This is a genomic window from Kribbella flavida DSM 17836, from assembly GCF_000024345.1.
GTDB lineage: Bacteria > Actinomycetota > Actinomycetes > Propionibacteriales > Kribbellaceae > Kribbella > Kribbella flavida.
This window is the reverse complement of record NC_013729.1, coordinates 682,764-697,311: the sequence shown is the minus strand read 5'-3', so window position 1 is coordinate 697,311 and position 14,548 is coordinate 682,764. Positions and strand designations below refer to the sequence as shown.

Genomic DNA, 14,548 nt, shown 5'->3' with positions numbered 1-14,548 from the left:
TACCCACAAGCGTTGCTTAGGGTGCTGTGTGTGATTAACCGAAGTCGGTCGGTCGGGCCGAACGTGCAGGCCGTCGACGACACCTGCGTCGTCTACCTGCACGTCGATCCCGAGCGGCGGACGGCGGTCGCCGTGGACGCCGGTTCCGGCCGCTGGCTGGAGCATCTGGACGCGTACGGCGTGGACCGCGTCACCGACGTGATCGTCACCCATCACCACCGCGACCAGGTCGAGGGGCTGCCGGCGCTGGCCGCGGCGGGCGCCCGCATCTGGGTGCCGGAGAACGAGGCCAGCCTGATCGAGCACGTCGACCACAACTGGCTGCGGCGCCGGCTGGCGAACAACTACGACCTTCGCCTCGACCGCTTCTCCTTGCTCGAGCAGGTGCCGATCACCGGAGTGATGAAGGACTACAGCACCTGCCGGATCGGTCACCTCGAGGTCACCACGGTCCCGACCCCGGGGCACACCCCCGGCAGCGTCACCTACCTGATCGACGGCCAGGCCTTCGTCGGCGACCTGGTGCACAGCCCCGGCAAGGTCTGGTCCGCCGCGGCCCTGCAGTGGTCGTACGTCGGTCTGGAGGGCGCGACGCTCACGATGGCGTCACTGGTCCAACTGCTCGACCACGAGCCGACGGTCCTGCTGCCCAGCCACGGGGAGCCGATGACGGACCCGGCCGACGCCGTCGCACAGACCTGCGCCAACCTCGCCGACCTGCACCGCGTCCGGATGGGCTTCCCCACCGACATTCTTGCCAAGCTGGAAAAGCCGTTCGTCGAGCTCAGCCCGCACCTGCTGATGAACCAGACGAGCGAGTCCCGCAGCTACGTGCTGCTGAGCGACGCCGGCACTGCCCTGCTCATCGACTACGGCTACGACCTCACCACCGGTATCCCGCAGGGCGGCGAGCGGTACACCGTGCGGCCTTGGCTGCCCAGTGTGCGGGCGCTGAAGCGCGACTACGGCATCGACCGGGTGGAGGTCGCCGTGCCGACCCACTACCACGACGACCACGTGGCGGGCTTCAACCTGCTGCGCGAGGTCCACGGCACGCAGGTGTGGGCGTCCAGCCCGGTGGCCGCCGTACTGGAGAGGCCGTCCGACTACGACGTGCCCTGCCTCTGGTACGAGCCGATCCGTTGCGAGCGGCACATACCCGACGGCACCACCGTGCGGTGGCGCGAGTACGAGCTGGAGATGCATGCACTGCCGGGACACACGCTCTACGCGTCGGCCATCGGCTTCACCGTCGACGGACGCCGAGTCCTGGCCACCGGTGACCAGCAGACCGGGACGTGGCTGCCCGGCGTGGTCCCGGAGATCCCGAACTTCCAGTACGCCAACCTGTTCCGCCCTGACGACTACATCGCCTCGGCGGAGCTCTACCAACGCCTGCAGCCGCAGCTGCTGATCGCTGGGCACTGGCAACCGCGCATCGTCGACCAGGACTACCTGGACGAGCTGACCCGGATCGGGGCCGAGGTGGCCCGTGTCCACCGCGAACTGCTGCAGCCCGACGATCCCGTCTACGGCGGAGCGACCCGCATCACGCCGTACCGGGTGGACGCGGTGGACGGGCAGCCGTTCGAGCTGACGGTCGACACGCCGGGGAGTGCGGAGTTGGTGGTACCCAGCGGCTGGGACTGCAAACCGGTCGACGACCAGCACTTCGTGGTGGTCCCGCACGTCGGGCGGCCGGTTCAGCGCGCTCGGGTCGCCGCGGCCGTCACCCGCGACGGCCGCTACCTGGGCCAACTGGCCGAGGCCCTGGTCAACGTCCGCCTTGCCTGAACACCGTCCTGGACACCGCCCACCCCTTCGGAGAGGAACTCTGTGAACATCGGCAACTACACGGTCGAGGTCAACACCGCGAAGGCGTACGCGGCGGTGCACGGCCTCGACGGCCGGCCCTGGTTCGAGCTGCGGCTGCACAGCTCGGTGGACACCGTCGGCGGCGTGGACGAGACCTACGGCGACATCCTGGTCGACGAGGCCAGGCACACCGGTGAGCTGGTGGTGACGACGACCAGTCGGAGCACCGTGTGGGACAGCCGGGTCACCACAGCGCGCTTCCTGCCGGACCGGATCGAGTTCGCCACCACCGTCACCGGTACCGGCCGGATCACCGATCTGCACCTGCTCGGCGGCCGGCGGACACCCCGGGGTTTCCTGCCCAGTGGTTCGCACCTCCGGCACGCCTGGTCGCCGAACCCGGACCACCCCACCCGGGTGGTGCGGGACGCGCTCGAGCCGGCCACCATCGGCCCGTGCGGCGAGGGCAGTGAGCCGGGCATCGAGCGCTGGCTGTTCTCCCCGGCTCCGTGGTGCTTCGCCGTCACGCCTGACGCGCAGCAGTGGATCGGACTGAGCCTGGTCGCTCCCGTGGCCGACCACACCTTCACCAACTACCACTACTCCCCTGTCACCGGTGGCTTCTCCCTCCAACTCGACTACGAGGGACACACCGCGGTGGACGGCTCCTTCCGTACGCCGTTGCTCGTGGTGCACCTGGGCGGCACGGACCCGGAGGACGTCGTGGCCCAGCACCGGGCTCTGCTGGACGAGTACGACGTCGTACCTCGCCGTACGGCGCAGAAGCAGGACTGGTGGCAGGGAACGATCTTCTGCGGGTGGGGCGCCCAGTGCGCGATCGCCGCCCGGACCGATCAGGCTCCACAGCCGCTGGCCACGCAGATCAACTACGACAGGTTCCTGGAGACGCTGGGTGGTCAGGGCATCACGCCGCAGACCATCGTGATCGACGACAAGTGGCAGGACCAGTACGCGACCTGCCGGCCCGATCCGGTCAAGTGGCCCGACCTCCGGGGCTGGATCGCGAAGCGCCACTCCGCCGGGCAGCGCGTGCTGCTGTGGTGGAAGGCCTGGGACGAAGAGGGCGCACCGGGGGACGCCTGCATCACCGACGCGGGCGGTCGGCCGGTCGGCCTCGACCCGGAGGCTCCGGCCTGCCGTGACCTGATCACCGAGGCGGTGGAGTACATGCTGTCCCCGGACGGACTCGACGCTGACGGCTTCAAGATCGACTTCACCGCGAGGACTCCGTCGGGCGCCTCGTTGCGGCACAACGGATCACTGTGGGGCACCGCCCTGCTGCACGAACAGCTCCGCCTCGTGTACGAGACGGCCAAGCGGATCAAGCCGGACGCGCTCGTCGTCACCCACACCCCGAACCCGGCCTTCGTCGACGTCACCGACATGATCCGGCTGAACGACGTCCTGCGCGCGATCGAGTACGCCGAGCTGGGCTACGTCGGCCGGCACATGACGTACCGGGCCGGTGTGGTGAAGGCAGCCTGTCCGGAGCTCGGCATCGACACCGACGGGTGGATGATGCCGAGTCACGCCGAGTGGCGGGAGTACCTGAAGATCCAGCACGGACTGGGCGTACCGGCGCTGTACTACGTCGACGGCACGGACACGGACCGGCACGACTTCGGCCCCGACGACTTCGCCGCCATCCAGGAAAGCTGGCGAAGCTTCGGCTCGGGCAGTACAGGGCTCGGGCAGGATCAGACGGCCTAGACTGCGGCCATGAACCCGCGGGGGCAGCAGGCGCGCAGTCCGCGCCCAGGGGCGGCTGTGAAGCGTCCGACGGTCCAGGACGTCGCCCGTGAGGCCGGTGTCTCGCCGTCGACGGTCTCCCGCGCCCTGCACACCCGTGGCTACGCCTCCCCGGACGTCCGGGACCGGGTCCGGGCGGCGGCGGAGAAGATCGGCTACGTCCTCGACCACAACGCCCGCAACCTGCGCAGCCGCACCTCCACCTCGATCGGCGTACTGATCTCCGACCTGCGCAACCCCTTCTACGCCGACCTGGCGGCCGGCATCGAGCAGGAGCTGCGGGCGGCGGAGTACCAGATGGTGCTGGTGAACGACAACGGCGAGCCGGCCGAGGAGATGCGGGCCGCCGAGACGCTGCTGGCGATGCGGGTGCCGGGGGTGATCGTCACGCCGGTCACCGCGGCCTGCCCCCGGGTGCTGCAGGAGAACGGCGTCCACGTGGTGTGCGCGGACCGTGAGCTCGGCCGGTCAGGCAGCGACGTGGTGCTGAGCGACAACAAGGCCGGCGCCCGCGCGCTGACCGAGCACCTCATCGGGCTGGGGCACACCCGGATCGGGCTGCTGATCGACGAGACCAAGTGGTCCACCGGCGCGGGCCGGCTGGCCGGCTTCCGGGCCGCGCACGCCGACCATGGGCTCGCCGTGGACGAGGACCTGATCGCCTTCACCAGCTTCGACGCCGACGCCGCGCAGCAGACCACCCGGCGGCTGCTGAACGAGCAGGACGTCACCGCGGTCATCTCGGCCAACAACGTGCTTGCACAGGGCGCGCTGGCCGAGATCAAGGAGCGGCGGCTGAAGGTGCCGCGCCAGCTCAGCCTCGCGGCGTACGACGACGTGCCGTGGATGTCGCTGGTCCAGCCCGCGCTGACCACCGTCGACCAGCACACCGTCGAGCTCGGCCGGAACTGCGCCCGGCTACTGCTGGCCCGCATCCGGGGCGAGCTCCCGGCCCGCCGCCGGATCCTCCGGGTCGCGCCGCGGCTCGTCGTCCGGGGCTCCACCGGCCCCGCTCCGACCGCCTGAGCCGCCGGAGCTTTCTTCCGGGGCCGCGCTGTTTCCGGGTGGGTACCTGACGAATTGTTATCCACAGCCGGGCACTCGAGCCTTGACGACCCCTCGGGCGCGAACATACGGTGCCAGGCATCGAATGTGGCATCGATGCCACATTCACCACGGTCTGTTCCCCTGTGAAGGTAAGGAGCACGCAATGAAGCATCTCCGCCTGCCCGTGGTGCTGGCAGCGAGCGCGCTGGCCCTGACGTCCTGCGCGGGCGTCGGCGGCAAGGAGGACAGCGGCGGCAGCGGGGACACCTCCGCCGAGTCCACCCCGTCGGGGACCCTGAACGTGATGGGTTTCAGCGGCGAGGACGAGGTCGCCCAGTCCCGGATCAGCGCCTTCAAGGCTGCCTACCCGGGCGTCACGGTGAAGAACAACAAGGGCGACTTCGACGCCCAGCAGTTCCTCACCGCGGTCTCCAGCGGGAACGCACCCGACGTGGTCTACATGGCCCGCAACCTGATCGGCACCTACGCCGCCAAGGGCGCCATCCAGCCGCTCGACGACTGCATCAAGAACAACGGGATCGACACCGGCCAGTACCGCGAGGCCGCGATGAACGAGGTCAAGCTCAAGGACAAGACCTACGGGATCCCGGAGTTCTACACCGTCACGGCCAACCTGATCAACGGCAAGGCGCTGAAGTCGGCCGGCGTGCAGACCGCCGACATCCAGACCACCGACTGGGACAAGCTCGAGCAGACCGCGAAGAAGCTCTACAAGGTCAAGAACGGCCGGCCGGCGCGGATCGGCTACGACCCCCGGATGCCGGACTTCTTCCCGCTCTGGGCGATGAACAACGGCGCCGAGCTGGTCAAGCCCGGCGGCGAGCCGAACCTGAACGACCCGAAGGCGGTCGAGGCGCTCAGCTACGCGATCAAGCTGGTCCAGGTGCAGGGCGGCTGGTCGAACTTCAAGACCTTCCGCGACACCTTCGACATCTTCGGTGAGAAGAACCAGTTCACCCAGGACCAGCTGGGCGTGATGCCGATCGAGAACTGGTACGTCAACGTCCTGCGGGACTCGCGCAAGAACGGCCTCGAGCTGGCCTCCACCCCGTTCACCGACCGGCAGGGCCAGCCGATCAGCACACTCGGCGGCTCGGCCTGGGTGGTGCCCAAGGGCGCGAAGAACTTCGACGCGGCCTGCAAGTGGGCCAAGACGCTGACCTCGGTGGAGACCTGGCACAAGGCGGCCGAGGCGCGGATGCAGACCGTCGCCAAGGACAAGAGCTTCTTCACCGGCCTGTTCACCGGCAACAAGACCGCCGACGAGGAGATCAAGGCCAAGCACCTGAAGCCGACCGGTGACGCCGGCTTCGACCAGGCCATCAACAACTACTACTCCGTGCTGGACAAGGCCAAGTCGCTCAACCCGTCGCCGGCCGGAGCGGAGATCGAAGCCGCCTGGAAGAACGCGGTCGGCAAGGCACTCGGCGGAACGGCGACCCCGCAGGCGGCGCTGGACCAGGCGCAGAGCGAGGCGAAGGCGGCCTTCGACAAGGCGAGCCAGGGCTGATCGGATGACGGCCACCGCTGAACGGGTCGGGACGGACGGGCCGGCCGAGCCCGTCCGTCCCGACCGGCGCGGACGCAGCCCGCTGGCCCGGCAGGAGGACCGGGCCGGCTGGGCGTTCGTCGCGCCGTGGGTGCTGGGCTTCCTGATCTTCACCGCCGGCCCGATGATCGCCAGCCTGGTGCTGTCGTTCACCGACTACCAGATGATCCAGAGCCCCAGGGCGGTCGGCCTGGAGAACTACCGCGAGCTGTTCGACGACCCACGGGTGCTCAAGTCGCTCAGCAACACCTTCGTGTACGCCGCGATGTTCGTCCCGCTCGGCACGATCTTCGCGCTGCTGCTGGCGATGATGCTGCTGCAGGTCGGCCGGGCCGGCGGGTTCTTCCGGACCGCGTTCTACCTGCCCGAGATGACCCCGGCGGTCGCCGCCGCCGCCATGTTCCTGCTGCTGCTGAACGGCCAGCAGGGCCTGGTGAACAAGGTGCTCGGCTGGGTCGGCATCAACGGGCCGAACTGGACCACCGACCCGAACTGGCTGAAACCGTCGCTGGCGATGGTCAGTCTGTGGACGCTGGGCGGCACGGTGGTGATCTACCTGGCCGCGCTGAACAGCGTGCCCAAGCAGCTGTACGAGGCGGCCGAGCTGGACGGCGCGGGGCCGGTGACGAAGTTCTTCCGGATCACGGTGCCGATGATCTCCGGCGCGCTGTTCTTCACGGTGATCACCAACACGATCGCCGCGATGCAGATGTTCGACCAGGCGTACACGATGTTCTACGGCCCGCAGCAGAAGGCCTCGGCGTCGGAGGAGTCGCTGGTCTACATGGTCTACCTGTTCCAGAACGCCTTCCAGTTCTTCAAGATGGGCTTCGCCTCGGCGATGGCCTGGCTGCTGTTCGTGATCATCCTGGCGATCACCTTCCTGCAGTTCCGGATCGGCAACCGCTACGTCTACTACCACGGGGAGCGCTGATGACGATTCCGTGGAAACGGCTGCCGTTCCTGACCTTCCTCGTGCTGGCCACGTTCGTCTTCGTCTACCCGCTGGTGTGGCTGGTCAGCGCCTCGCTGAAGCCGCGCTCCCAGGTCTTCGACAACCGGTTGATCCCGGAGGTGTTCCAGCCCGAGAACTACGCCCGGGTGTTCGACACCGCACCGGTGATGCGCTGGCTGATGAACTCGCTGACGGTCGGCTTCATGGCCGCGGCGGCGGTGACGCTGTCGAGCGCGCTGGTGGCGTTCGGCTTCGCGTACTTCCGGTTCCGCGGCCGCAACCTGCTGTTCGGCGTGCTGCTGTCGACGATGATGCTGCCCGGCGCGGTGACGATGATCCCGGTCTACCTGATCTGGAACCGGCTCGGCATGATCGACACCCAGATCCCGCTGTGGGCGCAGAACCTGTTCGGCTCGGCGTTCTACGTGTTCCTGCTGCGGCAGTTCTTCCTCGGCATCCCCCGCGAGCTGTTCGAGGCGGCCCGGGTGGACGGCTGCGGCTACTTCAGCATGTTCCGCCGGATCGCCTTCCCGCTGTGCAAACCGGCGCTGGTGATCGTGTTCGTCTTCGAGTTCAAGGCGAGCTGGTCGGACCTGATGAAACCGCTGATCTACCTGCAGACGCCGGACTACTTCACGATGCCGCGCGGCCTGAAGTCGATCATCGACGCGTTCGCCCTGTCCGGCCACTACGAGTGGGAGCTCGCCGTGGCCGCGAGCGTGATCGCGGTGGTGCCGATGATCGTCCTGTTCGCCTTCGGCCAGCGGTACATCCTCGACGGCGTGGCCACCACCGCGCAGAAGGGCTGATCCGTCCGTCATGCCTGAGCCTTCCGTGCTCGCCCTGGACGTGGGCGGGACCAAGCTCGCCGCCGGCGTGGTCGCGGCCGACGGCACCCTGCAGTCCTCGTTCCTGAGCATCGGGACGGCGGTCCACGACGGCCCGCAGGCGGTCGTCGGGCGGTTGCTCGACCTGGGTGAGAAGGCGCTGGCCGAGGCCGGTCATCCCGATATAGGGGCCGTCGGCATCGGTTGCGGCGGACCGCTGGACCCACGCACCGGCGTGATCCTCGGTCCGCCCGGCCTGCCCGGCTGGGACGAGGTGCCGCTCGGGCAGCTGGTGACGGACCGGCTCGGCCTCCCGGCGTACGTGGAGAACGACGCGACGGCGGCCGCGCTCGGCGAGTACCGGTGGGGCGGCTGGGGAGTGCGCAACCTGGTCTACCTGACCGTCTCGACCGGTTTCGGCGGCGGCGTCGTCATCGACGGCGACCTGTTCCGGGGTGCCGCCGGCCAGGGCGGCGAGCTCGGGCACGTCGTGGTCGACTGGCAGGGCCGTCCCTGCGGGTGCGGCGCCCGCGGCTGCGCCGAGGCGTACGTCTCCGGCACGGCGATCGCCGCGCGCGCCCACGAAGCGTTGCAGGGGTGGGGTTCGGAGTCCTCCCTGCGGTCGCTGGACAGCGTGACGGCCAAGGACGTGGTCGAGCACGCGAGCTCCGGCGACGTCTTGGCCACTGCGGTGTGGGGCGAGACGACGGCGATGCTCGGGCGGATGGTCGCGGTGATCATCAACGTCTGCGAGCCGGAGCTCGTGGTGCTCGGTGGCGGCGTGACGCGGGCCGGCGGGCTGCTGCTCGACCCGGTCCGCGAGGCCGCCCTGTCGCAGGCGATGCCGCCGGCCGCGAAGGCCTGCGACGTCGTCCTGAGCCACCACGGCGACCAGGCCGGTGTGCTGGGCGCCGCCGCGATCGGTTTCCACCATCTCGACAAGCTGCACGCGGAAGGCAACGGATGACCGAGCTTCAGGTCGAGCGCGTCCTGGAAACACAGCTCGACCGGCACGCCGAGGTGACCGCGGCGATGCGCGACCAGCTGCCCCAGGTGCAGGCCGTGGCGGACGAGCTGATCCGCCGGTTGGCGGCCGGAGGCGTCCTGTACACGTACGGCAACGGAGGCTCCGCGGCCGACGCGCAGCACCTGGTCGGCGAGCTGATCGGGCGGTACCTGCGGGAGCGGCGGCCGTTGCCCGCGGTCGCGCTGATCGGCGACGCGGCGGTGGTGAGCTGCATCGCGAACGACTACTCCTACGACGACGTGTTCGCCCGACAGGTGGAGGCACTGGCCCGGCCGCAGGACATCGTGGTGGGTTTCAGCACCTCGGGCACGTCGCCGACGGTGGTGAAGGGCCTGGCCGCGGCCCGGGCCAACGGCGCCTGCTCGGTCGCCTTCACCTCCCGCCGCGGCCAGGACCTCGCCGCGGCCGCCGACCTGGCGGTCGTCGTCCCGGCCGACGAGACGGCCCGGATCCAGGAGATGCACCTGCTCGCGCTGCACCTGATCAGCGAGCTCGTCGACCGCTGGGCGGCCGGCACCGACCACCCCAAGACCGTGGAGAGTCCATGACCCGTGGCCCCCTGCACATGATCGGCAACGCTCACATCGACGCGGTGTGGCTCTGGCAGTGGCAGGAGGGGTACCAAGAGGTCCGCGCGACGTTCCGGTCCGCCCTGGACCGGATGGACGAGTACCCCGACTACGTGTTCACCGCCGACTCGGTCGCCTACTTCAGCTGGATCGCCGAGCACGACCCGGGCCTGTTCGACCGGATCCGGAAGCGGGTCGCGGAGGGCCGCTTCGAGATCGTCGGCGGCTGGTGGGTCGAGCCGGACTGCAACATCCCGGGCGGTGAGGCGTTCGTCCGGCACGCGTTGTACTCGCAGCGCTGGCTGGCCGAGCACCTCGGCGTGATCGCGACCGTCGGCTGCAACGTCGACCCGTTCGGCCACAACGCCACGCTGCCGCAGCTGCTGAGCAAGGCCCGGCTCGACTCCTACGCCTTCCTGCGCCCGCAGTCGCACGAGCGGGAGCTGCCCGGGCAGAAGTTCTGGTGGGAGTCGATGGACGGATCCCGCGTGCTCGCCTACCGGATCCCGCACGAGTACTGCTCCCCCGGCGGCGAGATCTCCGGCCACGTGACCAAGGCGCTGCAGCAGCTGCCGGTCACCACCGAGCCGCTGATGGTCTTCTACGGCGTCGGCAACCACGGCGGCGGCCCGACGATCGAGAACATCGAGTCGATCAAGCAGCTCGCCCAGCGCGACCTGTTCCCGACCATGTTCCCGTCCACCATGCGGAAGTTCTTCGACGAGGCCCGCGGCTTCGACGGCATCCCGGTGCACGCGACCGAGCTGCAGCCGCACGCCGTCGGCTGCTACGCCGCCCACTCCGAGGTCAAGCGGCAGAACCGGCTGGCCGAGCAGCTGCTGCTCGCCGCGGAGAAGTGGACCACGATCGCCGGCGTGCTCAGCGGTACGCCGGACGCAACCGCCGAGCTCGGGCACGCCTGGAAGCAGGTGCTGTTCAACCAGTTCCACGACATCGCGGCCGGGACGGCGATCGAGCCGGCCTACGACGACGCTCGCGACCAGCTCGGCGAGGCGAAGGCGATCGCGGCCCGGCTGGCGAACCGGTCGATCCAGTCGATCGCCCGGCAGATCGACGTCCCGGCGGAGCCGAAGATGGTGCCGGTCGCGGTGTTCAACCCGCACCCGTGGCCGGTGACCACGACGGTCGAGCTGGAGCTGGGCTACCCGGCGCCGTTGCGCGGGGACATCGCAGTGACCGAAGGGCTGGCGGGCCGGCAGCTGCAGATGCAGGAGATCCGCTCCGCCGCGACCGCGAACGGGCGGCGCCGGGTCGCGTTCGTCGCCGACCTGCCGCCGCTGGGCTACCAGCTCTACACGCTGCGCCCGGGCGACTCGACGTACCACCTGGGCGCGCCGGCGCAGGACGGCTTCGTGCTGGACAACGGCATCGTCCGTGCCGAGGTCGACCCGCGCACGGGCTGGCTGAAGACGCTGGCGACCGCCGACGGGCCGAATCTGCTGCCGGCCAGGAAGAAGCAGGTCGCGCACGCGCAGGTGATCGACGACGACACCGACACCTGGAGCCACGGCGTCCGGTCGCTGTGGAACACGTCGGGCGCGTTCGAGGTGACCCGGGTCCGGCGGCTCGCGGACGGCCCGGTCCGCCAGGTCGTGCGGGTCGAGTCGGCGTACGGGCAGTCCACGCTGGTCGAGGAGTACGTGCTGGACGCGGGCGCCGACGCGGTCGACGTGCGGGTCACGATCGACTGGCGCGAGCAGCTGAAGACGCTGAAGCTGTGCTTCCCCTTCGCGATCGAGCAGGCCGAGGCGACGCACGAGGTGCCGTACGGGCATCTGGTCCGCGAGCAGAACCGCGAGGAAGTGCCGTCGCACGCCTGGGTGGACGTCTCCGGGTCGAACGGAGGCGTCGCACTGCTCAACGACGGCAAGTACTCGTTCGCCGTCGACGGGTCGGAGGCTGGTCGGCCAGTGCTCGCGATGACGTGCGTGCGCTCGCCGGTGTACGCGTGGCACGACCCGCGGCAGCTCGACGCCGACGGGGTGTACGAGTACCTCGACCAGGGGATCCAGAAGTTCCGGTGCCGGCTGCAGCCGCACGCGGGCGACTGGCGTACGGCCGGGGTGGTCCGCAACGCGGCCGTCCTGAACCAGCCGGTCACGCCGCTGATCGAGTGCTTCCACCGCGGGCCACTGCCCGAGCAGCAGTCGTTCGTCACCGTCGACGGGCCGGGCGCCGACCAGGTCGTGCTGTCGGTGCTGAAGAAGGACGAGGACGACAACGGCGCGGTGGTGCTGCGCGGCTACGAGACGAGTGGACGCGAGGCCGAGGTGACGGTCACGTTGCCGTTCCTCGGCCGGACGGTGGAGGCGGTCTTCCGGCCTGGTGAGGTGAAGACCCTGCTCCTGGGCGCCGCCGCGGAGACCCCGGCCACCGAGGTCGACCTGCTCGAGTGGGACCCCCGCAAGCCTCCACCCGGCGTACTGCGCTGAGCCGGGCCCTGCGTCGGCGGGGTCAGGCGACGGCGGCGATCGCGACGAGCGGTCGCCGCCACAGCCCGCTGGGACCGGCGTCCCGACGAGGTACGCCGCCTCGGTCCGGCGCCCGCCGTACGGCGGTCAGCATCTCGCCCCGCGCACGCCGTGCTCGCCGGGCAGAACCGCCAGCGGCAGCTCGCACCGGCGGCCGGCCACCGGCGTGGACGACCTGTCCCGGGCTGAGGATCAGCTGGGCCGGGCGGCGTGCCAGGGGCGGGCGGTGCGGTGCACGATGGCGGCGATCTCGGCCAGGCGGTCGCGGCAACGGCCGGCGAGCACCGGGGCCGGGTCGTCGGTCTCCAGGGCCGGGGTCCACAGGGCGCGACCGGCGAGGGTGCCGGAGGCTCCGCCGGTACAGGCCAGCTCGACGGCCAGCGGGAAGTCGTCACGAGCGACGCCGTTCGACAGCACGACCCAGGGGACCGGAAGGATGCCGGTGAGCTGCTCACACGTCTTCACGATCGCGTCGGCCGGACCGATCCCCCGGCTCGGCACCTGCGCCTTGTAGAGGTCCGGCCCGACCGGCCCCAGCGCCTCGGCCGCCGCGACGATCGCCCGATCGAGCTCGAAATCGGCCTCACCAGGCGCGGCCTGCGCAACCGGCTCCAGCACCGACAGCAACCCTGCCGCCCGACTGAGCTCGACGAACTCCCGCGCCATCTCCAGCCGGCGTGCCTCGTGGCCGTCCCGCTTCCAGATCACCAGCAGCTTCAGCGCCACCACCCCCCGCGCCTTCGCTGCCGCTAACGCTTTGTCGTCCAATTGCGTGCGATCCAGGTGCGTATCGGTGACCGGCCCACCACGCTCCTGCGTCAATTGGTCCACCGCCAGGATCAATCCCGGCTCCGCAGGAGCCTCGTACCCGGCGTCGATCAGGAACCCCGACGCCAGCGGCGCCAGGTGCTGCGCGACAGCGGCTTTGAAGGCGGCGATCGCGGTCGGGTCGTCGGGCCGCCCGTGCTCCGCGAGCATCGTGCGCAGGCTCTCGCGCTGATCCATCGCGACCATCGCGAACGTGCCGTCGTCGTAGGCCAGGGCATCCAGCGTCGGGCTCATCGGTCTCCTCGCGTGCGCGGGTCTCGGCGATCAGCCGATCGCTGTCACCACCTTATGGAATCGATGCCAGCCAGGGCCATCCCACTGCCGCGCCAGCTGTGGAGAACTCCGCACCGGACGACCTCCCAGCGGCACGCTCGGCGTACCAGTCACCACCTCCGCCGCCATTAACGCGGCGCCTGCTGCCGCCGTCGCTTCTCCTGGCACTACAGCGAATCCCCGCTCACCCCCAGCGAGCGCCTTGCGTGCCATCCACCCGTCCAGCCGCGCCGGACCACCGAACGCGACCGTGCTGCGCCACTCGATCCCCAGCAGCCGGGTCTGTTCCTCCGCCATCCACCGGGCATGGAAGCTCAGCGCGTCGACCAGCGCGCGCATCTCCGCCGCGGGATCAGCCGCCGGACCGCGTACGTCGTACCGGGGTGTCGGGTCGGGCGCTGGGGCCTGCCGGCCGTTGGGGTACGGCGCGATGACCTGGTCGCTGGCTGGGCCGATCGGCGCCAGGACGGCGGCGAGCCAGTCGTAGTCGCGGCCGAAGTACGCGAGGCGCTGCTGCACGAGACCGCCCGCTGCGCCGTTCCCGGAGACCGCGCAGCCGAGCCGGCCGTCGGCGTACCAGCCGGAGCTGATGCCCTGCCGTCTGAGCTCGTCGTCGAGCACGAGTTCGGGACTGGGCGTGATGACAGCCTCGGACGTCCCCAGCGAGTCGGCGACCTGGCCGGGCTCGCGAACTCCGGCGGCCCACGCGCCCACAAGGTGATCATGACCACACAGGACCACCGGTACGCCGCTCGGTAGCGGCCCGGTTGTCGTATGCGCCGTGACAGTCATCGGCTCGGCAATCGCCGGCAACCGGTCCAGTCCACCCCACGCCAGCAGTTCGGCGTCCCACTGCCGCTTCCGCAGGTCCAGTACGCCGTACCGCTGAGCATGGGTGAGGTGAGTCGCGGAGGTGCCGGTCAACGCGGCCAGGACGAGGTCTGGCGCACCTGCCCAGAGCCGGGTGCGATTGAGTACGTCTGTGGTGTCGCCGAGCCAGCGCCAAGTCGTCACCGGGAGCTTGGGACTGAGCCGGAGGCCTGTCCGGGCGAACAACTCGCGCGGACCGACCGCTGACTCAAGCTGAGCAGCCTGCTGGACACCAGGTTGGTCCTGCCAGGTGATCAGGTCCGTCAGCGGTGCCAGACCGGCGTCCAGCGGCGCACCGGTCTCCGCCATCCCGGCGATACCGACCGCGTCCACGCGCTGCCCGTCGGTGATCTCGGCAACCAGGCGCAGCGCGTCCGCGACCAGCTCCGTGGCGCTGCGCGGGGTGGGCGTGGTGAGGATCCGGCCCTGCGGGAACAGGCATGCTTTGGTGTTCGTGGTGCCGACATCTATCCCCAGATACGTCACCCTGAGGACCCTAGACCGG

General features: G+C 70.0%; 11 protein-coding genes. 9 read left to right on the top strand and 2 right to left on the bottom strand.

Annotated elements, in window-relative coordinates:
- Positions 1–30: 30 nt before the first annotated feature.
- From KFLA_RS03325 to KFLA_RS03285, 9 genes are all read left to right on the top strand, one after another.
- Positions 31–1,794: an MBL fold metallo-hydrolase gene (locus KFLA_RS03325; protein WP_012918344.1), complete on the top strand. Its 1,764-nt coding sequence runs from the start codon at positions 31–33 to the stop codon at positions 1,792–1,794.
- Between the two features lie 42 nt (positions 1,795–1,836).
- Positions 1,837–3,546, top strand: coding sequence for an alpha-amylase family protein (locus KFLA_RS03320; protein ID WP_012918343.1), 1,710 nt, complete (start codon positions 1,837–1,839; stop codon positions 3,544–3,546).
- 57 nt (positions 3,547–3,603) lie between these two features.
- Entirely contained in the window at positions 3,604–4,611 is a 1,008-nt protein-coding gene (locus KFLA_RS03315) for a LacI family DNA-binding transcriptional regulator (RefSeq protein ID WP_041289746.1), read from the top strand.
- A 184-nt stretch (positions 4,612–4,795) separates the two neighbouring features.
- Positions 4,796–6,163 (top strand): ABC transporter substrate-binding protein, encoded by a 1,368-nt coding sequence (locus tag KFLA_RS03310; RefSeq protein ID WP_012918341.1) that lies wholly within the window; start codon positions 4,796–4,798, stop codon positions 6,161–6,163.
- A gap of 4 nt (positions 6,164–6,167) precedes the next feature.
- Complete coding sequence (locus KFLA_RS03305; protein ID WP_012918340.1) at positions 6,168–7,136, top strand: carbohydrate ABC transporter permease; 969 nt, start codon at positions 6,168–6,170, stop codon at positions 7,134–7,136.
- Positions 7,136–7,966 (top strand): carbohydrate ABC transporter permease, encoded by an 831-nt coding sequence (locus KFLA_RS03300; RefSeq protein ID WP_012918339.1) that lies wholly within the window; start codon positions 7,136–7,138, stop codon positions 7,964–7,966. Before KFLA_RS03305 ends, KFLA_RS03300 begins: the two co-directional genes overlap by 1 nt.
- Before the next feature lie 10 nt (positions 7,967–7,976).
- Positions 7,977–8,951: an ROK family protein gene (locus tag KFLA_RS03295; protein ID WP_012918338.1), complete on the top strand. Its 975-nt coding sequence runs from the start codon at positions 7,977–7,979 to the stop codon at positions 8,949–8,951.
- A complete protein-coding gene (locus KFLA_RS03290; protein ID WP_012918337.1) occupies positions 8,948–9,559 on the top strand; it encodes a D-sedoheptulose-7-phosphate isomerase in 612 nt (203 codons plus the stop codon). Before KFLA_RS03295 ends, KFLA_RS03290 begins: the two co-directional genes overlap by 4 nt.
- Positions 9,556–12,033 (top strand): alpha-mannosidase, encoded by a 2,478-nt coding sequence (locus KFLA_RS03285; protein WP_012918336.1) that lies wholly within the window; start codon positions 9,556–9,558, stop codon positions 12,031–12,033. Before KFLA_RS03290 ends, KFLA_RS03285 begins: the two co-directional genes overlap by 4 nt.
- A 231-nt stretch (positions 12,034–12,264) precedes the next feature.
- On the opposite strand, the gene KFLA_RS03280 is transcribed toward KFLA_RS03285, so the two are convergent.
- Both KFLA_RS03280 and KFLA_RS03275 read right to left on the bottom strand, forming a co-directional pair.
- On the bottom strand, positions 12,265–13,134 hold the full coding sequence (locus tag KFLA_RS03280) for a deoxyribose-phosphate aldolase/phospho-2-dehydro- 3-deoxyheptonate aldolase (protein WP_012918335.1): 870 nt from the start codon (positions 13,132–13,134) through the stop codon (positions 12,265–12,267).
- A 30-nt stretch (positions 13,135–13,164) separates the two neighbouring features.
- Positions 13,165–14,529, bottom strand: a complete 1,365-nt coding sequence (locus tag KFLA_RS03275) for an FGGY-family carbohydrate kinase (protein ID WP_012918334.1) — start codon at positions 14,527–14,529, stop codon at positions 13,165–13,167.
- Positions 14,530–14,548 lie beyond the last annotated feature (19 nt).